Source organism: Trinickia caryophylli, assembly GCF_034424545.1.
Taxonomy (GTDB): domain Bacteria; phylum Pseudomonadota; class Gammaproteobacteria; order Burkholderiales; family Burkholderiaceae; genus Trinickia; species Trinickia caryophylli.
Map to the genome: position 1 here is coordinate 1,273,951 of NZ_CP139970.1, position 21,681 is coordinate 1,295,631.

General features: G+C 64.4%; 17 protein-coding genes. 7 read left to right on the forward strand and 10 right to left on the reverse strand.

The annotated features are described in order from the left end of the window. Nucleotides 1-53: 53 nt before the first annotated feature. The 3 genes from U0034_RS05815 to U0034_RS05825 all read right to left on the reverse strand — a co-directional run bounded on the left by U0034_RS05815 (nt 54) and on the right by U0034_RS05825 (nt 2,011). Entirely contained in the window at nt 54-584 is a 531-nt protein-coding gene (locus tag U0034_RS05815; protein WP_085223504.1) for a phasin family protein, read from the reverse strand. A gap of 121 nt (nt 585-705) precedes the next feature. Then, on the reverse strand, nt 706-1,200 hold the full coding sequence (locus U0034_RS05820) for a YciE/YciF ferroxidase family protein (protein WP_085223502.1): 495 nt from the start codon (nt 1,198-1,200) through the stop codon (nt 706-708). Between the two features lie 232 nt (nt 1,201-1,432). Then, a complete protein-coding gene (locus tag U0034_RS05825; RefSeq protein ID WP_085223500.1) occupies nt 1,433-2,011 on the reverse strand; it encodes a thiamine phosphate synthase in 579 nt (192 codons plus the stop codon). A gap of 249 nt (nt 2,012-2,260) precedes the next feature. Here U0034_RS05825 and U0034_RS05830 point away from each other — a divergent pair, with 249 nt between their 5' ends. Next, nucleotides 2,261-3,400: an alpha/beta fold hydrolase gene (locus tag U0034_RS05830; protein ID WP_085223498.1), complete on the forward strand. Its 1,140-nt coding sequence runs from the start codon at nt 2,261-2,263 to the stop codon at nt 3,398-3,400. A gap of 22 nt (nt 3,401-3,422) precedes the next feature. On the opposite strand, the gene U0034_RS05835 is transcribed toward U0034_RS05830, so the two are convergent. Next, nucleotides 3,423-4,421, reverse strand: coding sequence for a hypothetical protein (locus U0034_RS05835; protein WP_085223496.1), 999 nt, complete (start codon nt 4,419-4,421; stop codon nt 3,423-3,425). A 125-nt stretch (nt 4,422-4,546) separates the two neighbouring features. On the opposite strand from U0034_RS05835, the gene U0034_RS05840 reads away from it, so the two are divergent. The 6 genes from U0034_RS05840 (at nt 4,547) to U0034_RS05865 (ending at nt 13,537) form a co-directional block, all read left to right on the forward strand. Beyond that, complete coding sequence (locus U0034_RS05840; RefSeq protein ID WP_085223494.1) at nt 4,547-5,410, forward strand: M15 family metallopeptidase; 864 nt, start codon at nt 4,547-4,549, stop codon at nt 5,408-5,410. Nucleotides 5,411-5,471: 61 nt separating this feature from the next. Then, nucleotides 5,472-9,353, forward strand: coding sequence for a type VI secretion system membrane subunit TssM (tssM, locus tag U0034_RS05845; RefSeq protein ID WP_085223492.1), 3,882 nt, complete (start codon nt 5,472-5,474; stop codon nt 9,351-9,353). After that, nucleotides 9,350-10,336, forward strand: coding sequence for a type VI secretion system-associated protein TagF (tagF, locus tag U0034_RS05850; protein ID WP_085223490.1), 987 nt, complete (start codon nt 9,350-9,352; stop codon nt 10,334-10,336). Before tssM ends, tagF begins: the two co-directional genes overlap by 4 nt. Before the next feature lie 4 nt (nt 10,337-10,340). Continuing rightward, nucleotides 10,341-11,282, forward strand: a complete 942-nt coding sequence (locus U0034_RS05855; RefSeq protein ID WP_085223488.1) for an OmpA family protein — start codon at nt 10,341-10,343, stop codon at nt 11,280-11,282. 585 nt (nt 11,283-11,867) lie between these two features. Then, nucleotides 11,868-12,881 carry a DUF6402 family protein gene (locus tag U0034_RS05860; RefSeq protein WP_233211919.1) on the forward strand — a complete coding sequence of 338 codons (1,014 nt, stop codon included), beginning with the start codon at nt 11,868-11,870 and terminating at the stop codon, nt 12,879-12,881. Beyond that, nucleotides 12,878-13,537, forward strand: coding sequence for a hypothetical protein (locus U0034_RS05865; protein ID WP_233211918.1), 660 nt, complete (start codon nt 12,878-12,880; stop codon nt 13,535-13,537). The genes U0034_RS05860 and U0034_RS05865 overlap by 4 nt, the downstream gene beginning before the upstream one ends. 340 nt (nt 13,538-13,877) lie before the next feature. Here the strand turns inward: U0034_RS05865 and tssA are convergent, their stop codons facing one another. The 6 genes from tssA to U0034_RS05895 all read right to left on the reverse strand — a co-directional run bounded on the left by tssA (nt 13,878) and on the right by U0034_RS05895 (nt 21,681). After that, nucleotides 13,878-14,984, reverse strand: a complete 1,107-nt coding sequence (gene tssA / locus U0034_RS05870; RefSeq protein WP_085223484.1) for a type VI secretion system protein TssA — start codon at nt 14,982-14,984, stop codon at nt 13,878-13,880. A 1-nt stretch (nt 14,985) separates the two neighbouring features. Continuing rightward, complete coding sequence (gene tssH / locus U0034_RS05875) at nt 14,986-17,640, reverse strand: type VI secretion system ATPase TssH (RefSeq protein ID WP_085223482.1); 2,655 nt, start codon at nt 17,638-17,640, stop codon at nt 14,986-14,988. Nucleotides 17,641-17,665: 25 nt separating this feature from the next. Continuing rightward, nucleotides 17,666-18,739 (reverse strand): type VI secretion system baseplate subunit TssG, encoded by a 1,074-nt coding sequence (tssG, locus tag U0034_RS05880; protein WP_085223480.1) that lies wholly within the window; start codon nt 18,737-18,739, stop codon nt 17,666-17,668. Continuing rightward, nucleotides 18,703-20,541: a type VI secretion system baseplate subunit TssF gene (gene tssF / locus U0034_RS05885; protein WP_085223478.1), complete on the reverse strand. Its 1,839-nt coding sequence runs from the start codon at nt 20,539-20,541 to the stop codon at nt 18,703-18,705. The genes tssG and tssF overlap by 37 nt, the downstream gene beginning before the upstream one ends. Nucleotides 20,542-20,593: 52 nt before the next feature. Beyond that, nucleotides 20,594-21,100 (reverse strand): type VI secretion system baseplate subunit TssE, encoded by a 507-nt coding sequence (tssE, locus tag U0034_RS05890; protein WP_085223476.1) that lies wholly within the window; start codon nt 21,098-21,100, stop codon nt 20,594-20,596. Between the two features lie 77 nt (nt 21,101-21,177). Beyond that, nucleotides 21,178-21,681, reverse strand: coding sequence for an Hcp family type VI secretion system effector (locus U0034_RS05895; RefSeq protein WP_085223473.1), 504 nt, complete (start codon nt 21,679-21,681; stop codon nt 21,178-21,180).

Sequence of the window (21,681 nt, forward strand, 5' to 3'; positions counted from 1 at the left end):
CGTGGCCGGCCCGGCGCTGGGGCGCGCCGGCAGCACGAAGCGCGTCGCGCTCGTTACTGCTTCTTGCGCGAAAGCGAATTGCCCTCGGGATCGACGATATTCGTTCCCCGGCCCATGCCAGTTTGCTTCGCAAGCGGCGGCGCCGCCTCGAGCGCGCTCGGCAGGGTTGCATCGGGATCGACGACGACGAGTTCAGTCGATGCCGGCCCCGGCATCATCGTCGCCGGATCGCCGAACAACGTGGCGGCCCAGCGCGAGTAATCGTTCAGCGTGCCCCAGCCGTAGCCGACGTTGTCGGCCGCCGTCTCGATGGCAATGTTGCTCGCCTCCTGCCAGTACGCGAGCCCTTTTTTGAGCACCGCTTGCGACTGCGCGGACGGCAACGCGACCATTCGCTCGAACGAGCGCGCGGTCACTGCTTCCTCCGCAATTTCCCGCTGTTCGACGAGCGACTCCTTGAGCGTCTGAATGTTGAGCTGCGCCAACCGCTCCAAGCCCTCGAAGGTCCTGGAGGCGATGTCGGCGATAGGCAGAACGGCGGTTGGAGCGAAAGCGCCGGAGTATTCCACTGCGAGTGTGTTCATCGTCGTGTTCCGTCAAAGATAATCAGGACAATGACTCACGGCGCCGGCCAGCGAACGCGAAGGCCGGCGCCGCAACGAAAATGCATGAAGACTTCTGTGAAACCATGCCGGGCAGGCGCCGTCAGCCACGCGCCGCCTCAGGATTGCCCACCTTCTCGGCAAACTGCGACAACTTCTGGTCAGTGGCTTTTTCCTCTTCGAGCGTTTCGCGCAGAAGCTTCACGGCGTCGGTGCGGCCGAGCTGCTTGGCGAGTGCGCAAAGCGTACCGTACGCGGCGATCTCATAGTGCTCGACCTTCTGCGCGGCGCCAATGAGCCCCGCGTCGAGTACAGTCCCCTTGCCAAGCTCGTCGACAAGCTCCTGCCCCTCCTCGATGAGCCCTTCCATCGCCACGCATTTCATGCGCTTCAGACGAACGCCGCACAACTCGACGACCTTGTCGATCCGCTCGATCTGGCCTTGAGTTTCCTGCAGGTGTGTCTCGAATGCGGCTGAAAGCTGCTCGTTGGTGGCCGCGCGCGATAGTTTGCCGAGCGCGCGTGTCAATTGTTTTTCGGCGCTGTAGATGTCCGAGAGGTCATGAATGAATAGATCTTCGAGCGTTTTGCGTGCCATGGTGAAACCCTTGCTGGTCGATTGGTTGAACGATGCCTCCGAACACGGAGTCCCGACCACATGGCGCAACGCGCGTGCCTCGCCCGGTGAACGAGCGGGAATAGCTATTGCTGCTCGCCGAAGCGGTCCCTGCGGCGGTCCCTGACGAGTCGCCGAGTCGCGACCGCGTAAAACGGGCCGTCATGCTGGAGACCGAAGCCGTGAGCCTCCGGCGCACCCCCGAGGCGGGCCGCTACCAGAACGCGGAAATGCCCGCGATGCCGCGCGCACCGAACGCGCGCGCAAGCCGCTCGTCTTCGCGGCCCATCCCCCCGAGGGCATAAATGGGCACGCGTACGCCGGCAACGAGTTGCGCGAAGCGGCGCCAGCCCAGCGTCGGCTCGCCTGGGTGCGAGCTCGTCGGCAATACGGGCGAGAGTGTGACGAGATCGGCCCCGATCGCTGCCGCATGAGCCAGTTGCGCACGCGTGTGGCAGGCCGCGGAAAACAGCATCGAGTCCGACACCGGGCGCGCCGATGCCCGCATCAGCCGCTCGCTCGTGAGGTGAATGCCGTCGGCCTCGGGCGGCTCGTCCGTGGAAGGACCGTTGAGCACCATCAACGCACCGTGGGCCCGGCACCGCAACAGCGCCTGCCGAGCAAGCCGGCCGTAGGATGCGGCGTCGAGCGTCTTCGCGCGCAGTTGAACGAGTTCGATCCCGCGTACAAGCGCCGCATCCAGACGATCGAGGAAATCGCCGAACCGCAGCTCGTCCGCAGGCGGCTCGGGCGTAATCAACAAGCGTGTGGGAAGGACGAATCGGGTTTGCATGCCGCGACGCTATCAAAAGAACGGAGGGCTGTCACGCCGAAGGCCCCTCTCGCCCTCTCGCCCCGCATGGCGGCACAGTGGCGCGGTGGCACAGCGACGTATCCGCGCGCGGGCATCGCGCGACTGCGCGGCGCAACGCGTCTTTTGCTTTCGGCGATTCGTTGATGTCCGTCAACGGCCGGCCACCGGCACAACCTCAAAATCGAGCGCACCTTACCCACGGCACATCTGCTCGAGAGGAGGCTACCGATGCCGACGCGACGCGCACACGCCCATCCGCTCACCATGCTGAGCCTGCCGTTCTTCTGGCCGGCCGCCGCCGCGGCCATGGTGGAAGAAGGCACCGAACTCTATGCCAGGAATCTGGCGTTTCTAGCGGAAGAAGAAAAGATCCATCACGAGCTGCGCCCTGCGCTGGCCACCGCCAACGAAGTATTGCTCGATCTGCGCACGATGGCGTTTCGCGACTATAGCGTGAAGGAAGACGAGCACCGCGTGCTGCCGACGATCGTCGATGCGCCTTACGCAGGCCATACGGCCATGATCGCCGACTATCAGCCGGGGCAAAGCCTGATGCAGACGCTGCGCGCGAACGGCCTCTCGCGTCTTTATCTGACCGATTGGAAATCGGCCACGCCCGACATGAGAGATCTCGAGATCGATCAGTATCTGGCGGAGCTGAACGTCTGCGTCGACGAGCTGGGCGGCCGGGTGAATCTGATCGGCTTGTGCCAAGGCGGGTGGATGTCGACGATGTATGCCGCGCGGTTTCCGGAAAAAGTCGCGAGCCTCGTACTTGCCGGCGCGCCGATCGACACCGACGCGGGCGACGGCCCCGTCAAGCAGATGGCGCACACCTATCCGACGTCGTTCTACCAGCAACTCGTGGACGCGGGCGGCGGGCTCATGCTCGGCCGCCTCATGCTGCGAGGCTGGAAAAACATGCATCCCGAGCAACACTACGTCACCGAACACCTCGATCTTTACGAGCATATGGACGACCCTGTCTATCTCAAGAAAGAAGAGGCGTTCCAAAGCTGGTACGAGCACCCGATCGATTTACCGGGGCGCTGGTACATGCAGGCAATCGTGCAGCTGTTCAAGGAAAACCGGCTCGCGAAAGGCCAATTCGTCGCGCTCGGCAAGCGGCTCCAGCTGAGCGCGATCACCTGCCCTGTCTATCTGCTCGCGGGCGAATCCGACGACATCACGACGAAGGAGCAGGTCTTCGACGCGGAAAAATACCTGGGCACGCCGCCCGCACGAATCGTCAAGCGGCTCGTACCGGGCGGGCACATCGGTCTTTTCATGGGATCGAAAACACTTGCCGACGCTTGGCCCGAGATCGCGCGATGGGTGGCACGCAGCGCGGCGGCGGGCAAGGCCTGAAGCGCGGCCGCGCCGCGGCGGCTCAATGGGCGGCTGTCGACGCGCCGGCCGTCGGGCAGGCGGGGTCCTTGCCCCAATGATCGGCACAGACATGCCAGCGGCAAAACTGCGATTCGATCAGGCCACGCTTCGAGCATTCGGCAACCTGATCCGCGAGGCTCGCCGCGCGGCCGTTTTTCCTGGTGGCGACGCCGCCTGACGCGGCCTTGTCCGCCGAGGCGGCCTTCTTCGCGTCGTACGGCTTCGTGCGCGCCACGAGGGCCGTCAACAGATCGACATCCTGATCTTCATTCGGCTTGGCCGCGGCGGTTTTTGCGTCCTTGCGCGCGTGAGCGCTCGTCGCGTGACGTTTCTTGTCCGCGTCGCGCTCGGCGTGCGCGGTACTGCGCTTCGTCGCTTCATGTGCCGCTGCCGCGTGCTTGCCCGGCGCATTGACGGCCGAAGTCGCGGCGGCGGCGCTCGTCGAAGAACTGGCGGTGAGGGCGCGCGACAACCGGCCCTGGTCGGCTGACGGCGCGCTGCCCGCGGCGGGCGCCGAAGCGCTGAGCGCTGCCGAAATCGGCGAATGGCTTTGCGTAGCAGCGATGTTGTCGGCGCTGTTGTCGGCGACGATGACGGCAGGCTGCGGCGCGGACGTTGCGTGGGCTGCGGCACCCGACGCAGCGGAGCCAAGCACATCGGCGCCCGATGCCGCTGCCGCGACCACGGCGGCGCTGCCCGCCTGCGCCGGCATTTCGCGTTGCTGAGCGGCCGCGTGCTGCGCGGGCGCGATTTTCTCCTCGTCCTGCACCTCGCCGCGCTGCCACTGCCAGGCGCCGAAGGCACCGGCGCCGAGCACCGCAACCACGGCGGCAACGCCCCAGAGCCGGCCGGACCGGCGCGGCGCTTTTCCGGGCTGCTGAGGCGCGACCCGGCCCTCCAGGCTCGCGAGGATACGCGAGTCGCTATCGGCGGCGCTTTTGGCCGTATCGGAAAGCAAGCTCGGCCGCGCTTTGGAGCTGGAAGTGTCCGGCGCACTCATTCACTGTCTCGTTGAATCCTGGTTTAATTCGCCGCGATAATGTAATCCGGCCTCCCTTGCAGCAGGCCAGATTCTAAGAGCAAGCATTACAAAAGACAATTTATTTCCCATGCGCGGGGCCGACCTTGATTGCTGTTGCACTTTCCGCATATTTCGCGATCGCCGTAACCGTGGCGGCCGTGTTGCTATTGCCCTCCGCCCGTGCCGCCCTATTGAATGCGGCGCTTCGTTTACAGCGGCGTGTCAGTCTGCGGGCATCGCGCGGCGCCACGCACGCTCGCAGCCGCTTCAGCGAATCAGTAAGAATTTCGCAATCGGCGATCACAAATACGAAAAAAATACTGATTCGCCGTCGCTTGATGATTTTGATTACGGCGGGTATCCTTGCCGCGCCTCCTTTGCTCGCAATTGCATTGCGCGGCCGGCTGCTTTTCCAGTACGACGGCGACACCCGCGTGCCGGACGAGAAAATCGCCGCGCTGCTGCATGGCGAACGGCTCGTTCCGCCGCCACCTTTGCCGCCCGAGGTGTTTGCAACGCAGGAAGTCGAACAGGTCCGTCCAGCATTACGGGATGCAAGCCGCGATTGGGCGCTGCTCGATGCAGACTTTAGAACACGTCTGTTGCTCGTGTACAAGATCATGCGCGAGCAGTACGGATACGAAATGGCATTGCTTGAAGGTTATCGGAGCCCGGAACGGCAAGACCGGCTCGCGCAGTTGGGGGGCGTGACGAATGCTGCCGCATTCCAGAGCTATCACCAATACGGACTCGCGGCCGACAACGCCTTTTTACGCAACGGCAAGCTTGTCATTTCAGAAAAAGATCCTTGGGCCATGCGCGGCTATCAGCTATACGGACAAACGGCCGAGCAAGTCGGCCTGACTTGGGGGGGGCGATGGAAATTGATGGATTTCGGGCACGTCGAATATCACAAGCCTGGATTCGTTCTCGGACGCCCGTCCACTGCCCGCAGCGCGGGCAAGTGATCGGGTCCGCACAACGCCATTCGCTGCGACGCCTCGCGCCACTCCTATAGAAGAACGCCTTATGCAACGCTTTCTCAACGCGCTCACCCATAAAATCACGATGACGGTCTTCGGGCTCGTCGTCATCGCGGCGATCCTGTTCGGCGGCGCGCTGTGGCTGGAGATCGACCTCGAATGGCCGGCCCTTGTCTTCGGCGCCCTGCTCGCGCTCGTCTTCATCGTCTGGCTTTGGCGGCGCATCGCGGCGCGGCGAGCGAACCGCAAGCTCGGGGAGATGATCGAGCAGCAGGCCGAGGCGGCCAAAACGGCCGCCCCACAGCAGCCGGGCAAAGGCGCCGAACTCGACGTGCTGCGCACGCGCCTCGTCGACGCCGTGCGCACGATCAAGACATCGAAAATCGGCCAGATCTCGGGGGGCTCGGCGCTCTACGAACTGCCGTGGTACATCGTCATCGGCAACCCGGCGGCCGGTAAAAGCAGCGCGGTGCTGAACTCGGGGCTGCAGTTCCCGTTCGCCGACAAGCACGATGCCGTCATTCACGGGATCGGCGGCACGCGTAACTGCGACTGGTTTTTCACGACCGAAGGTATTCTGCTCGACACGGCGGGCCGCTACTCGGTGCACGAGGAAGACCGGTCCGAATGGCTGGGCTTTCTCGGATTGCTCAAGCGCTACCGGCCGAAAGCGCCGATCAACGGCATCATCGTGACGGCGAGCATTGCCGAACTCACGTCGAGCCGGCCCGACGCCACGATCAACCTCGCACGCAGCCTGCGCCAGCGTGTGCAGGAGCTGACGGAAAAACTCGAGGTCTTCGCGCCCGTCTACGTGATGTTCACGAAGGCCGACCTCATCACAGGTTTTTCGGAGTTCTTCAGCGGCAGCGAGCGCAACGAATACGATCGCGCATGGGGCGCCACCCTGCCCTATCAACCCGACGAAAAACGCGACATCGTGGCGCTCTTCGACGAGCGCTTCGAGGAGCTCTACGAAGGGCTCAAGGAAATCAGCATCGCGCAGATGTCGATCAACCGCGGCAAGGCCCTCTCGCCAGGCCAGTTGAGCTTCCCGCTCGAATTCCTCACGATCAAGCCGGCCTTGCGCATGTTCCTCGCGACGCTGTTCGAGGAGAACCCGTTCCAGTACAAGCCGATTCTGCGTGGCTTTTACTTCACGAGCGCGCTGCAGGAAGGGCAGACGACGAGCGCGGCGGCGCAGCGCATCGCGCATCGCTTCGGGCTCGGCGGCGATACGCTGCCCGCACCGCGGGCAGCCAGTTCGAAAAACGGTTTCTTTCTGCGCGACCTGTTCTCGAAGGTCATCTTCGCCGACCGCCAAACGGTGCGGCAGTTCGCCAGCCCGGCCAAGACGCGCCTGCGCTACGGCACGTTCTTCGCGTTCGTCGCCGTGCTCGCGCTCGCGCTGGGCGGCTGGACCTGGTCGACGATCGGCAACCAGCAGCTCGTCACGAACGTGCAGGCCGACCTCGACAACATCGTGCGGCTGCAGCAGAACCGCAACGACCTGCAATCGCGCCTGCAGGCCATGGATATCCTCGAAGACCGGATCGAGCAGCTCGAGCGCTTCAGACGAGACCGTCCGCTTTCGGTCTCGCTCGGGCTCTACCAGGGCGATCGCATCGAACAGCGTCTGCTGGCCGAGTACTATCGCGGCGTCAAGCAGTTGATGCTGGTGCCGGTCTCGGCGAATCTGGGCGCCTTCCTGAAGGAAGTCGACGCACATCCCGACCAGTTGGCGCCGCTCACACGCCCGCCCGAGTCGGGCGCCGTGCCCGTCTCGGCGCGCACGGGCAGCGCGCTCGCGCCGGCCGCGCAAGGCGGGCTCTACAGCGATGCCTCGCCGACCAACGTGGAAGACGCCTATAACGCGCTGAAGACCTACCTCATGCTGTCGGACAAGCGGCACGTCGAGGCGGCGCACCTGACCGACCAGCTCGCGCGGTTTTGGCGCGGCTGGCTCGAAACGAATCGCGGCAACATGTCCCGCGACGACATGATCCGCAGCGCCGAGCGCATGATCACGTTCTACCTCTCGCGCGTATCCGACGACGACTGGCCGATGATCGAGCCGAACCTCTCGCTCGTGGATCAGACGCGCGAGAACCTGCGCCGGGTGGTACGCGGCATGCCGGCACGCCAGCGCGTCTACGAAGAGATCAAGGCCCGTGCCTCGACGCGCTTCGCGCCGATGACGGTGGCGCGCATCGTCGGCGAGAACAACACGAACCTCGTCGCCGGCAGCTATGCGATTCCGGGCACGTTTACGCGCGACGCCTGGTTCGAGTACGTGCAGCCGGCCATCCGCGATGCCGCGACGAAGGAACTGCAGGCCAAGGACTGGGTGCTCAACACGGCGTCGCAGGACGACCTGACGCTCGAGGGGAGCCCGGAGCAGATCCAGAAGGCGCTCGTCAGCATGTACAAGTCGGACTATGCGCAGCACTGGCAGCGCTTCCTGCAAGGCATCTCGGTTCAGGATTTCGGCAGTTTCGATCAGGCCGTCGCCACGATGAACCGCCTGGGGGATCCGCAGGACTCCCCGATCCGCAAGATCCTGGAGACGGCTTACGATCAGACCGCATGGGACAACCCGGCCCTCGCTTCCACCACGCTGCAAAAAGCGCAAAAGGGCATGACGGGATGGTTCAAGCGGCTCTTCTCGTCGCGCGAGCAGGCGGCCAGGAACGCAGGTGTGGATATCGACGCGGGCGCGATCATTCCGTCGACGTCGATGGGGCCGGTTGGCGCGGCCTTCACGGGGCTCGCCCGCATTGTCGCCATGCACGACAACACGTCGCTGCTGCGCGGCTATATGGACACGCTCTCGAAGACCCGCACGCGCTTCAACCTGATCAAGAATCAGGGGGACCCCGGCCCCGGCTCGCGGCAGTTGATGCAGCAAACGCTCGAGGGCAACGGTTCGGAGCTTGCCGATTCGCTCAAGTTCGTCGACGAGCAGATGCTCAACGGGCTCACCGACGATCAGCGCAAGGCGCTGCGGCCATTGCTCGTGCGCCCGCTCATGCAGGCCTTCGCCGTCGTGATCGGCCCGGCCAGCGACGAAGTCAACAAGATCTGGACCGCGCAGGTTTATCAGCCGTTCCAGGCGTCGCTCGCCACCAAGTATCCGTTCTCGTCGAGCGCGAAGGTCGAAGCCGGCGCGGGTGAAATCGCGCAGATCTTCGGCCCCGAGGGCGCCGTGTCGAAGTTCGTCGGCACGACGCTCGGCCCGCTCGCCGTGCGCCGCGGCGATACGCTGAGCCCGCGCACGTGGGGCGGCATGGGCATCGCGCTCACGCCCGATTTCTCGGGCAGCTTCGCGCGCTGGGTCGCGCCGCTCTCCGGCGCGGCCGCGAGCGGCGGCCAGGCCGCGGCCGAGCCGCAGACGGTGTTCCAGATCCTGCCGCAACCGGGCTCGCGTACGACCGAGTACACGATCACGATCGACGGGCAGCAACTGCGCTACCGCAACACGCCGGCGCAATGGATGAACTTCGTCTGGCCGAACCCGCAAGGCGCGGCCGGCGCGACGCTGACGGCCACGACGTTCGACGGCCGCACGATCCAGTTCGTCAACGAGCCGGGGCGCTATGGCCTCGAAAAGCTGATCAACTCGGCGCAGCGCAAGCGCAACGCCGACGGCACCTTCGACCTTTCGTGGTCGCAGGGTGATGTGACGGTGGCGTTCAGCATGCGCATCGTCAGCACCTCTCAGCCTTCGAGCGGCAAGGGCGACGCGCCGCAGCAGCAGAGCCTGCGAGGCACACAGTTGCCGGTTTCGGTCGTCGACGTGGCTGCCGCGCGCGCAAGCGCGGCAGCCGCGATCGGCACGCCGGCTGCTTCCGCGCCGGCGGCACAGACCGCATCGACCACCCCGGCCGCGGCCAGTGCCGCAGCCACGAACCCGGGAGCCGCCCAATGACGCAATCGGTCCAGGCGCAACTGGCCTACTTCGGCAAGATCCCTTCGCGCGGCGACTTCGTGAAGAGCACGAACAATCCGCAACTGCTGCAGACGCTGGACCGCTGGGTCGCCCAGGCCATGGAGCTGCTCGCGGAGGACCCGCGCTGGAAGATCGTCTACGAAGACGCGAGGCCCATGCATTTCGCCTTCCTCGGCTCGCAAAGCAAGCTCGCGATCGCCGGGCACATGATGGCGAGCCACGACGTCTCGTCGCGCCGCTTCCCGCTGCTGGCGGCAACCGCGCTCGAAGTGGAGCGGCCGCTCGCTTTCCTCGCGCGCAGCCCGCTCGCATTTGCGCGGCTGTGGTCGCGCGCCGCCGGGCAGATGCGCGAGCTCTACGAGAGCGAGGAACCCGGCGCGGCGCTGCAGGCCCTCGGCGATATCCAGGTGCCGATCGACGTCGGTCAGTCGAACTCCCACGACGGCACGTTCGCGGACTTCGTCGAGCATCAGACGCTTGCCGGTCTCGAGCAGATGCTGCTCGCGAGCGGCCACCCGGTGCGGCTGCGCGGAGCGATGCTCGCGCTCGGCTCGCTGCTCAAGCCCGTGATGCAGAGCAAGTCGCGCCACCTCGAGCGCGGCCTCACACTGCCGCTGCCCACCGATACGTTCTACCGCAGCCTCGTGGCCGCATTCTGGCTCGAGCTGGTGGCGCCGTTTCTCGGCCAGGCCGATTTCGAGATCGCGATCTTCATCGGCACGATTGCCGAACGGGAACGGCTCGTGATCGGCTTCAACGGTGCCTCGGCCAAGACGCTGCACAGCGTCATCGATCCGCAGGCGTATGCCGCCCAAAATATCGACATCGACGATCCCGAGTGGATCGACGAACACGCGCAGAACGAACATGGAATCAGCAAGCTCGTCAGTTACCTCGAGCAACCTCAGCTATCGCTGCGTATCGCCATCGATACGTTCCGCGAAGCCTTCGTCGGGGCGTGACGCAATGGGTCTCCTTCGCACTTCAATCGACACGCGGCGCCGCGCCCGCCTGTGGCTCGGCGCGCTTGGCGTCGCCGCGACGCTCGGCGCGATCTGGGCCGCGCCCGCCGCCGCCGACAACGCCGGCCCCGCGAACGTCACGCCCGTCGACAACAGCGGCATCGCCATCCGGACGACGACGCTGCCGCCCTCCGCCTCGCAGCCACCGGCTGCGACCGGCGCCACGCGCGTCCCGCCGCCGGCCAATGCGGTACCGGGGCAGGTGGTCGTGGCCGGCAAGGTGCCCGACGAAGCAACGCGCGCCGCGGTGCTCACGCGTTTGCGCGACACTTACGGCGCAGCGAACGTCGTAGATCAGATCGAAGTCGGTAACGTCGATACGCCGCCGAACTGGGCGGCCAATGTCCAAAAGCTGATCGGGCCGCAGCTCAAGCAGATCAGCAAGGGCCAACTGAAGATCGACGGCACGCAGATCGACGTGAAGGGGGAAGTAGGCAACGAAGCGCAGCGTCAGCAGATCGCAAGCGATATGGCCAACGCACTGAACCCGACCTATACGATCAAGAACGGCCTGCGCGTGAGCGCCTCCGAGCAGGGCGTGCTCGACAACGCGCTGGCCAACCGGACGATCGAGTTCGAGACCGGCAGCGCGACGCTGACGCCGCAAGGCCGCGCGATTCTGGACCAGATGGCGGCCGTGCTCGCAAAAATGACGGGCAAGAGCGTGGAGATCATCGGCCACACCGACAATTCCGGCAGCCGCGCAGCTAACATCGCGCTCAGCCAGGCCCGCGCCGACGCGGTGAAGGGCTACCTCGTCGTCAAAGGTGTGGCGCCGCAGTCGATGGCGACGATGGGCGTCGGCCCCGATCAGCCGATCGCATCGAACGACACGGACGACGGCCGCGCACGCAACCGCCGGATCGAATTCCGCGTCGGGAAGTAAGGCCGGCGGCCTACAAGCCGGTCCTGGGCCAATGGCGCGAAGGAGCCTGCAAGCGCTACTTCGCGCCGATCGTCCTGAGCAGCCAAGACGATTTGCGAGGCGCCTGTTTGCCCGCGTTTTGGCTTTGCGCCTCAGCGCCCCTGACTTTGCGGCGTGCGCCTTCATTGATGGCGGCTCCTATGATCGCGACCAAGCCGCGCGACTGACGCAATCATGGGTCTTTTCGTCCTGCGCAATCGCGGACTGATCTGACTGATGTTTTCATTATTACCATCCGATTTGCCAGGGTCTCGATTAATCTGACGTCAGTTCATTTCAAAAGTCGTCATCCAAGACCTTATGCCAAACGTCAGAAAAACCCCGTATTATCAGATGGAGTCAGGAGTTTTATATTCCAGCAAGCGGTGGAAGTGTTACTCCGGCATGGTCGGCTGCGTACCCATCGACACGCAGCAAAAAATCTCGTTCGACCGGCGTGCGCCGAATGGACCGCCCACGCCTCCACCGAAATCACAGACTCCAGCCGCGACGCATAACTCGTCCCCTACTGCCCCAGCCTCCCCCAAACCGCCCGCCAAGCCACAGTTGAGCGCGACGCCTCAAGACGCGGAACAAGCCGATAAGTTGCCGCAGTTCGATCTTCAGGACGTCCCGAGAGCGATGGACAAAATGGGCTGGTCGATTGCGGCCAAACTTGCACGCGAATGGTTCGCTAGCCCAAGCCACGTTTATAACGACGATCTCAATTCGGCTCAGCCGCTTGACGACACAACCGTTACGCTGGAATGGATATTAAAATTTCGCGGCGCAGCCAAGCGATTCGATCAACTTACCCAGCAGGCAATTTACACGCCGAATGCCGCTCGGGCCATAGCGAAGGTCTTGACACCCATAGTCGAGAAGAGTTTTTCGGCCGGGCAATTGAACGCGGCAGGTATCGTCATCGACACCTCCTCGTTTCTGAAGAGCCCGCTCCAGTTTCACGTCGCCTGGGGATTCCAGTACCAGCCCGTGTCATCCCTCGACACGCTCGACGGCACCGCGATGACTGATCTGACCGGCGCTTTAGCGAACTTCAACTTCTACGCAGCGGTAGGGAAGGCGACCGCTACCGGCGAACGTTATTACAAGTACGAAGGCAAGAACAGGATATTCTGCCTCGAACCGGTTGCGCAGATTACCCACATCTATGTTTATATCAAGGACAGCTACTCGTTCAACGACGATTCCCATTCCAAGAGCCAGTACCTCGGCCACTGGAACAAGAGCGGGATGGTTTTGTCTTACATTGCAGCCATCAACGATTTTTTCAAGAGCAGCAACTTGAATGTTGGGAACTCGACCGTCGAGGAGTGGCGTTACCTCCCTGAGGGGGATGAGGTCGACAAGCCGATCGACAAGCGCACCAGCCTGTTTCGAAAGTTTTTGGCGAAGGATGTCTACTGGCCAGTTCATAACAAGACTTACCGCGAGTGGAGATCAGCGCATAATCGCGGGGGCGACTTTATCGTCTACAGTAAGCCCAAACTCATCAAGCTGGACAAGCCGATCGCGCTGAAATTTGACACCGTATGCAGAACCATCCCGGCCGAGCCATGAAGGCGATCTCCATCATCCTCAAGACGGCCTTGGCCGCTATCGTCGTATGTCTGGTCGTTGGTATCGCGTGGATGTTCGTGCCCGCCGATGCCAGAAATACCATCACGCTTTTCTCGATCAAGAACGCGAAGAGCGTGATCTTCGCCGTCACGTCGCTCTTCTTCATGCTCTACCTTTACCGGCTTGTCAGAAGCCTCGACCATTTCAATCGATCGAAGCGCGTAGGACTAGCGATCGTCACGCTGGGCTTTTTGGCTTTCTTCTATCTCGTCAACTTTCACCAGTTCGCGACTGACGATACCGATTGCCAGCGCTTCAACTACAACGCAAAGCTAAACGGCGGCATCAAGCGGGTCGACGGTACAACCTATATCGTCAACATCTGCGGAAGTGGCGGAGGCCACAGCAATGGCTTCTTTGCGGATCAGGAAGAGCAGGTCAAAATCACCGTAGCCGATGCGCATGGGTCGACGCTGGCCACTCGACAATTTTTCATCTTCTGGGGCGCTCGACCAGGCACCGAACCGATCGAGATCCGTGACGGCAAGCTGATCTACTTCGACGCATCCGATGAATACGACGGAGAGAGGCATATCTCGATGCCGCCAACCACTATCGACTGGATCGCCGCGAGAATTCCGGTTTGGCTTCGCTGAGACGCGGAAAGGCGATGTTGACAGCCACTTGCGGTGCTCGGTCTCGGGCAGATCTGCCATCGCGTCGAGCGATTGCGCGATCGCCCACTGCCTATGCACACATGCGCCGCGTAGCAGCTAGCACCCCGACTCGGGGGCAACCATCTCCTGCCGGCATCGGCTTTGACGCCGAATTTTTCCGGGGCTCGCGGCCTAGGCGGCACCACCGTCGGCGCGACGAGTAGTCCCGCGGAGTCGAAGTCCCAACCGCGATCGCGCCAGATGTTGAGATTTGTCCGCCGGCTCCCGGGCGCGCGCGCCGCGCGGCCGGCCGTTTTCCCTCCCGCTCCTCCCTTACCGCTCAGGAGTCCTGCTTCACGCCAAGCAGTTCGCGCAGATGCGCGAGCGAGCCATCGTCCTTGACGACATGCTCGAGCCACCGGTGCAACGGCATATCGGCCCATTCGGCAGCCTTGTCGGCGAGATAGGCGGCGGGACTATGGGGCTCGGTCGCCCGAAAGAACTCGGCAACGGCCCGCAATTGGGCAACGGCATCGGCACGGGTATGAATGACACCGGGTTGCCGGCTCGGCAACGAAGGCGCGGTCATGGCGGCCCCTTGTGAAATCGGAGTCTTGAAAGTCGGCTCGGCCCGCTCGGGCTGCACCGGCGCGGCATCGGACTTCGCCTCGGGCGACGCGTCGGCGCTCACGCCCACATCCTTCGCGAACCGCTCGGCAAGGCCGTACACGAGCTCGTACGCCTCTTTCGGTTGACGGAAGCTCGGCGCCGCGTCCTTCGCCCGCGCGTCGAGGACGCTCTCGAGCGCCTTCATCGCCGCCTCGAAGGCCTTGAGGTCCGCCAGCAGCGCCTTGTAGAACGCTGTCGGAGTGGTGCGCTTGGCCGCATCGATCTGCTCGAACGAAGGCTTGCCGCGCAAGATGTCCTGCGCATGATCGGGGTCGCGCCGTGCTGCCTGCGCAGCAAGCGTGGCCACATCCCAATCGATCGCCGTAAAGCTGCCGCTCGACGTCTCGGTCAGCGGCATTTCGCGCAGGAGCTGCGCGGTACGCCCGACGAGCCAGCTCACGTTGCCGAGACGATATTCCGTGTCGTCGCCCTCGGGCAGCGGATGCACCGTGTCCCAATACTGCTCGCACAGTCCCGCCAACAGCTGATAACCGAGCGTGAGGCCCGGCACACCCTGCTTGACCGCCAGCGCTTCGGTCAACCAGGCCGCGAGGCGCAGATCTTTCGTCTGCGTGCGCAGCAGCTCGGAGGCGCGGTCGATCACGAAGCCCCAATCGGCCTCCTTGATTTCGGTCACCCACTCGCCCTGGTCGAGCGAAGGGTCGTCGAACCGGCGGGCGTGCTGGATCGCATCGAAATCGTTGGAGAACAACAAGTCGTCGCCGCAAGGCGACGCGCCGCCGAGCGGTGCGATGAGCGGCGCGAGATCGATTGCCATATCAGACCACCGTGTATTCGAATTCACCGTTTTCGCCGGCACGCACGGCAATGCGCTCGATCCGGGCGCCCTCCGCCACGCGCGCGAGCACCTGCTGCGCCAGCTCCGGCAACAGCGTCCCGTTCAGAATGTGGTCGACGTTGCGCGCCCCCGAATCGACTTCCGTGCAACGCGCGAGCACCGCCTCGACGAGCGATTCGTCCCAGGCGAACTCGGCGCGATGATTGGCGGCGATGCGCTCGCGGATGCGGCCGAGCTTGAGCGCGATGATTTCCGCCAGCACGTCGTCCGAAATCGGGTAATACGGAATCACCTTTACACGCCCGAGGAAGGCCGGCTTGAACGTCTTGTAGAGCTGCGGCCGCAGCGCTTCGGACAGCGCGTCCGCATCGGGCAGTTCCTCGGCCGGCTTGTTCAGGCAGGCCTGCATCACGGCCGAGGAGCCGACGTTCGAGGTAAGGATGATCAGCGCGTGGCGGAAATCGATCTCGCGGCCCTCCGCGTCGTCCAGCGTGCCCTTGTCGAACACCTGGAAGAACATTTCGAGCACATCGGGGTGTGCCTTCTCGACTTCGTCGAGCAGCACCACCGAGTACGGGTTACGCCGCACGGCCTCTGTCAGCACTCCGCCCTCGCCGTAGCCGACGTAGCCCGGGGGCGAGCCCTTGAGCCCGGAGACGCTGTGCGCCTCCTGGTACTCGCTCATGTTGATCGTAATGAGCTTGCGCTCGCCACCGTAGAGAATGTCGGCCAGCGCGAGCGCAGTTTCGGTCTTGCCGACGCCCGAGGGCCCGACGAAGAGGAAGACGCCGCGCGGCTTGTTCGGATCTTCGAGGCTGGCGCTCGCGGTGCGCACGCGCTGCGCGATTGCGTCGAGTGCGTGGTCCTGCCCGATCACGCGCGCGGCGAGCAGATCCTTGAGCGTGAGCACGGTACGGATCTCATCCTTCACCATGCGTCCGAGCGGAATGCCGGTCCACGATGCGACGATCTCCGCAACGACGTGCCCATCGACTTGCAGCGGGACCATCGGTCTCGGCTGCTGGAGCGCCTGCAGCGCCGCCGTCTGCTCGGCGAGCTCGGCCCGCACCGCGTCGACCTCGCCGGGCGCGGCCTCCTCCAGTGCCTTGCGCAGCCCTTCGAGGCGCTTGACGAGTGCCCGCTCGGATTCGTAGCGCGCCTCGTCCGCTGCAAGCGTCTCGAGTTCCGTTGCGCGCGCCTCGCGCAATGCCACGAGGCGCTCGTCGTGCGCCGGGCCGGGCGCGCCGGCAAGCACTTCTCGCTCGAGCGCCGCAATCTCCGCGTCGATGCGCTCGATGCGCTTGCGCGCGTCGTCGATGACGGCCGGTGTCGAGCCATGGGCGAGCGCCACCTTCGCGCACGCGGTGTCGAGCACGCCGATCGCCTTGTCGGGAAGCTGCCGCCCGGTGATGTAGCGATGCGAGAGCCGCACCGCTTCGGTGATCGCCTCGTCGAGAATCCGCACGTTGAAATGCCCCTCCATGCGCGGCGCGAGGCCGCGTACCATTGCGGCTGCAAGCGTCTCGCCCGGCTCGTCGATCTTCACGACCTGGAAGCGCCGCGCGAGCGCGACATCCTTCTCGAAGTATTTGCGATACTCGCTCCAGGTCGTCGCCGCGATCGTGCGCAGCTCGCCGCGCGCCAGCGCCGGCTTGAGCAGGTTCGCGGCGTCGTTCTGGCCTGCCTGCCCGCCGGCGCCGATGATCGTATGCGCCTCATCGATGAAGAGCACGATCGGCACAACGCTTTTTTTCACCTCATCGATCACGCTCTTGAGCCGGTTCTCGAACTCGCCCTTCACACTGGCACCCGCCTGCAGCAGCCCCATATCGAGCACGTGCAGCGCCACGCCCTTGAGCGGCTCGGGCACGTCGTCCACGGCGATGCGCAGCGCGAGCCCTTCGACCACGGCCGTCTTGCCGACGCCGGCCTCGCCCGTCAGGATCGGATTGTTCTGCCGGCGGCGCATGAGAATGTCGATCGTTTGCCGGATCTCGGCTTCGCGCCCGATCACCGGGTCGATCTTGCCTTCCTTCGCGCGCTGCGTGAGGTTCGTCGTATAGGTATCGAGCGCCGGCGTCTTCGATGCGCCCGGCGCCGCAAGATCCTGCACGGCACCGTCTGCCGCGCCCGTCGAAGCCTGGTGCGCCGGCTCGGGGGCCTCGCGCGAGCCCGCCGTGGCTTCGTCGAAATTGTGCTTGAGCTGCTCCACGGCAATGCGGCCGAACACCGGCGACATGCGCTGCGCGAACTGCGCCAGATCCGAGGTGCTCAACAGCGCGAGCAGCAGGTGGCCCGAGCGGATGCGGCCCGTTTGCGAGTCGAGCGACGCGATCAGCCACGCCTGCTCGAACAGCGAAATCAGATGCGGCGAAAACACGGGCGTGCGTGTATTGCCCGTCTTCAGGCGCCCGAGCTCGCGCTCGAGGTCCGCACGCAGTTGATCGGCGCTGAGCTTGTCCGCGCGCAGCACCGCGCGCAGGTCGCTGCCGGCGTCGTCGAGCAGCGTCAAAAAGAGATGCTCGAGGTCGACCTCGTAATGCCCGCGCGCGAGGCACAAGCTTGCGGCGCGCGTGGCCGCGTCCAGGCACAACGCGTCGAGCTTGGCGATGAGAGTCTTCAAAGGCGTACTCATGGGTCGGGGTTCCGTAGTCTCGAAATCAGTGGATGACGTGCAGCTCGTAGCGAGCGTCGTCACGGTCGTGGTCGGCATCGCGCGTGCACAGGAAGGCATCCCAGCCGAGCCGTGCGCCTTCGCCGAGGATGCTCGTGCCAACCTCGTGCCGAGCCAGCACGAGCGACACTTCGTACTCGATCATCACGCCGACGAGCACCTTCAGCATGCGCTCGAGCGCAACCGCGCGCGACGCGCCGGGCAGGAACGCCTCATACTCGACCTTGCGCAGCGGCCCGATGACAAGCCGCGCACGCATGTCACGCTGCCAGACCCGCTCGCCGGCGAGCGCACTCGCGCCGAGCACGGCATTCGCGCGGCCGACCTGCGTCATGCGCTCGGGCGGCACCGCGTACCACTTGCCAGCGAACTGCTCGACGCACACCGGTACGCCGAAGTAATCGGCAAGCACCCGCTGCAGATAGGCGGCCGACATCGGCCGGTGCCGCGCCGGAACCGCATAGCCCGCCAGCGCCTCTTCGGCGATTGCGCCGCTGCCTTCGGCCAGGGCCGCGCGCGTCGGCGCGTGCGCGAGCCCGCCCAGCGCGAGCAACAGTGGCATGTACCGCTCGTCGCGATCGAGCTCGTAATGAAAGGGCAGCCGGTACTTTTTCCATGCCGCGTAAAAGAGCGCGGTGGCGCGGCTCGAAAAAACGTCGAAGAACTCACGTGCCGCGTGATCGCGCTGGATCTGCTCGCGAGCGACGAGTTGCTCGGTGTAGTGAAGCGGCAATGCGCCCTGCCCGCCCAGCAAACCGAAAAACGACGGCGTCAGATCGACGCGCGCGAGCGCCGGCGCATCGCCGAGCGCGTCATTGGGGAGCACCGTGCCCGTTTCGTCGTAAGCTATCGCGCGCTCGAGCTCGCTCGGCGCGAAGGTGAGTGCCAGCGTGTTGCAAAAGCCGATACGCTCCCCCGGCCGCTCGCCCGCATGCCGCGGGCCGCGCTGTGCGAACCACACCTCGAGCATGCGTACGGCTTGAAAGAACTGGAAGCGGTAGGGCTCGTCGACGAGCCGCTGCACTACGCCAGCGTCGATTCTGCGCTGCGCGGCTTGCATCGCACGATCTCCTCGCCGGTGCGCTTCGAAACGACCACCAGCTGTATGAAACTGTTCAAATTCACATAAAGCCCGAAAAACGTATCGAGCACGCGCACGAACGAGGCGAGGCTCGTGCCGACGAAGTTGCCCTCGTCGATGGTGAGCCGGATCTCGGTGCCGCGCACGAAGGTCGCGTATGGCTCACCCGGCATCCATTGGCAGGCCGCGCGCCGCTCGATCTCGACGAGGCCCGCGACATGACGCGCCGAAACGGGGGTACGCCGCAAATCGTAGAGCACGAGCACCTCTTTGAGTGCATCGAGTTCGCTGCCGGCGAGCGATACATGGTTGAGCGCGAGGTGCGACAAGAGCCGCCAATGCATGGACGAGCCGCGTTCGATGCGCACGCTCGGCGTCGGGCGGCAAAGCATCGAAATGGGCTCGGCGAAAACGTCGGGATCCGCGAAGAGATCCCCGCCGGCCAGCCCGATGGCGAGGCGCGCAGGCAGGTTCCGGTTCGTGCAGGTGAGCGCAAGGCTCGCTGTATCGGTTTGCGCCCGGGAAGGCTCGAAGGCGCTGTCGACGATCGAAAGCTCCGTCTCGTAGCCAGGGCTTTGCTCGGCCACCCGAGGATCGCGGCGGGCGAACCAATAGCGCCCGACACGCTGCGCCTCGTCGTGGTGCAGTGCATAGAATGGACGGAACTCTGTAACCGTCTGCTCGTGAACTCGCTCCTTGACCACGTGCACGGTATCGATCGAATAGACCTCGTAGGCGCTGGCATGCTCCGCATCCGCGATCACCGGGTACGACACGGCCTCGTGACTCACGCGAATGGGCTCGCCGCGCCGCGCGAAAAGATTGACGACGGGCGTCGCGAAGAGCCGCAGATGATGCGCGGCCAGCGATTCGATGAGCCGCGCCGATTGCGTGTCGCCGCGGGCCTGCGCGAGTACGACGTGCAGCGTCAGCCGCCGGCATCGGCCGCTCGCCTGCAGCATGGCGCCGAAATCGAAATCGATGAAGTCGAACTTCTCGGGAAACGCGAAATACTCGGTCAACAACCGATAAGCCGGATGCGACTTCGCCGGATAGTCGATGAGGGCTTCACCGTCGGCGACACCGGCCTGCGCGAGCGGCACCGACGCAAGGCGCGCCCACTGCGGGCGGTCATCGGATTCGACATAGGCTTCCACGGCCTTGATGAAAAGGCCGTCGGCAAGCGCCGCGATGAACGACTGTTCGCCGTGCAGGTAGGCGCGCAACGCACCGAGGCCGAGCGCGGACAACGTCCGGCTGTCCGAGGTCGTCTCGAACGTGAACGAAACGACGGTCGATGCGTTCGCCGGTAAAACCGGCGCGTGAGCGGGCAGTGCGGCAACGGGGCGACATTCGGCGCGCGCGATCCGCAACGGCGCGAGCGTCACGTCGTAGGCGGTGCGAAACCGGCATCGCACGCCGCGCACTTCGCGGCTGAGCAGTTCGGTGCCGCGTGCGATGGTGACGGGCTTGTCGAGCGCTACCGCCGCTTGCGCACCGAACTGGGCGATCGAGCACGACGGAAACGGCCGCAGATAATGCGGATAGAGCACCTCGAAGAGCGCCTCGGTCAGTTCGGGATACTCGTCTTCGAGTTTCTTGTCGACGCGCGCGCTGAGCAGCGCGAAGGAGTCGATCATGCGATCGACGTGCGGATCGTCGCTTTGTGCGGCCGCTATCGCGAGACGCGCCGCGATCTTCGGATAGCGATCGGCGAAACCACGCGAATATTCCCGCAAGAATGCCAGCTCTCGCTCGTAGTACGGCAGCAACGCATCCATCGATCTTCCCCGAGCGTGAGCTTCCCGCTTTAATCCTTCTGTTGCCTCGTGCTCATTCGTAGACGCGCGTACGGGCGGCGTCCGCGGCGCGGCGCGAGCGCATCACCGAATATTGCAGCGTCGACGCCTGCAGCATGGCATCGAAGCTGACCGGCTCTTCGGCCGGATGCACGACGAGCTTCGCACGAATCACGAAATAGAGCGCATTGGTTGATTGCGTGTCGACTTCGAGCGCCACCGTCACTTCGCGCAAGCGCGGCTCATGCCGGTCGATCGCGTAGCGGATCGACTCGCAGATGAACGTACGGTCGTCATGGCTCGTCAGGCTTCTGCCCGCGAAATCGTTGAGGCCGTAAGTGAGCACCGAGCGCTTGCATTGCTCGAGCTTTTCCAGCTCCACTTCCGTGAGGGCAATGCGCGTGTTCAGAAGCGATTCGACATCGCTCGCCACGCGGCTCTTGAGCTCCTCGAGCGACAGCTGCCGCATGGCAGCCGGTGCCGGCGAGCGCGGATCGTCATCGAATAGCTTGTCGAGCAAGCTCGGTTCAAAACGCTTCATGGGACAGCACCGCCTGCTCTCGTCGCGCCAAAAAGGCCGCGCGGCCGAACGGCCGCGCGGACATTACCGTGACGCCGTCAGACCGCGTAGGTCTTGTCGTTCTTCGTCAGGCTCCAGGCACCCTGTGCGTTGCCGCCCTGGTTACCGCCGATCTTTTGCTGCGTGTACTTCCATTGAACGGCCGCGTACTTGAGCGAAAACGTTTCCGTCGGCAGGCCTTCATTGACCACGCTCGGCGAAATGCTCGAAATGATCACGTACTTGAGCTTGATCTCGAGGTACTTGACGCGCTTGCCCTCGCCGTCCGAGCGCATGAAGTCGATCGTGACTTCGTCGAACGTGGTGCCACCCGAGGCGTGCTGATAAAGCAGCGGGCTCACGACGTCGATGTCCTTCGTGAACGTCATGTCGGAGTGCTCGCAGCGCTCCGACGTGTGGCCGCCCGCGGTCGACGCCGTGGCCGAGCGCGGCTGCGTGATCGAATGATTCCACGAGGCGAGCTCGATCCAGTTCAGATGATCCTTGTCGGCCGATTCGCCTTTGATGGCGGGGTTGCCGAACTGCATGTACATGTCCTTCAT

Coding starts and splice junctions, on each gene's coding strand:
- U0034_RS05825 (WP_085223500.1), bottom strand. CDS start 2,011: ATGCAAACCCGATTCGTCCTTCCCACACGCTTGTTGATTACGCCCGAG.
- tssH (WP_085223482.1), bottom strand. CDS start 17,640: ATGAGTACGCCTTTGAAGACTCTCATCGCCAAGCTCGACGCGTTGTGC.
- U0034_RS05895 (WP_085223473.1), bottom strand. CDS start 21,681: ATGAAGGACATGTACATGCAGTTCGGCAACCCCGCCATCAAAGGCGAA.
- tssF (WP_085223478.1), bottom strand. CDS start 20,541: ATGGATGCGTTGCTGCCGTACTACGAGCGAGAGCTGGCATTCTTGCGG.
- U0034_RS05835 (WP_085223496.1), bottom strand. CDS start 4,421: ATGAGTGCGCCGGACACTTCCAGCTCCAAAGCGCGGCCGAGCTTGCTT.
- tssM (WP_085223492.1), top strand. CDS start 5,472: ATGCAACGCTTTCTCAACGCGCTCACCCATAAAATCACGATGACGGTC.
- U0034_RS05830 (WP_085223498.1), top strand. CDS start 2,261: ATGCCGACGCGACGCGCACACGCCCATCCGCTCACCATGCTGAGCCTG.
- U0034_RS05865 (WP_233211918.1), top strand. CDS start 12,878: ATGAAGGCGATCTCCATCATCCTCAAGACGGCCTTGGCCGCTATCGTC.
- tssA (WP_085223484.1), bottom strand. CDS start 14,984: ATGGCAATCGATCTCGCGCCGCTCATCGCACCGCTCGGCGGCGCGTCG.
- tssG (WP_085223480.1), bottom strand. CDS start 18,739: ATGCAAGCCGCGCAGCGCAGAATCGACGCTGGCGTAGTGCAGCGGCTC.
- tssE (WP_085223476.1), bottom strand. CDS start 21,100: ATGAAGCGTTTTGAACCGAGCTTGCTCGACAAGCTATTCGATGACGAT.
- U0034_RS05855 (WP_085223488.1), top strand. CDS start 10,341: ATGGGTCTCCTTCGCACTTCAATCGACACGCGGCGCCGCGCCCGCCTG.
- U0034_RS05815 (WP_085223504.1), bottom strand. CDS start 584: ATGAACACACTCGCAGTGGAATACTCCGGCGCTTTCGCTCCAACCGCC.
- U0034_RS05820 (WP_085223502.1), bottom strand. CDS start 1,200: ATGGCACGCAAAACGCTCGAAGATCTATTCATTCATGACCTCTCGGAC.
- tagF (WP_085223490.1), top strand. CDS start 9,350: ATGACGCAATCGGTCCAGGCGCAACTGGCCTACTTCGGCAAGATCCCT.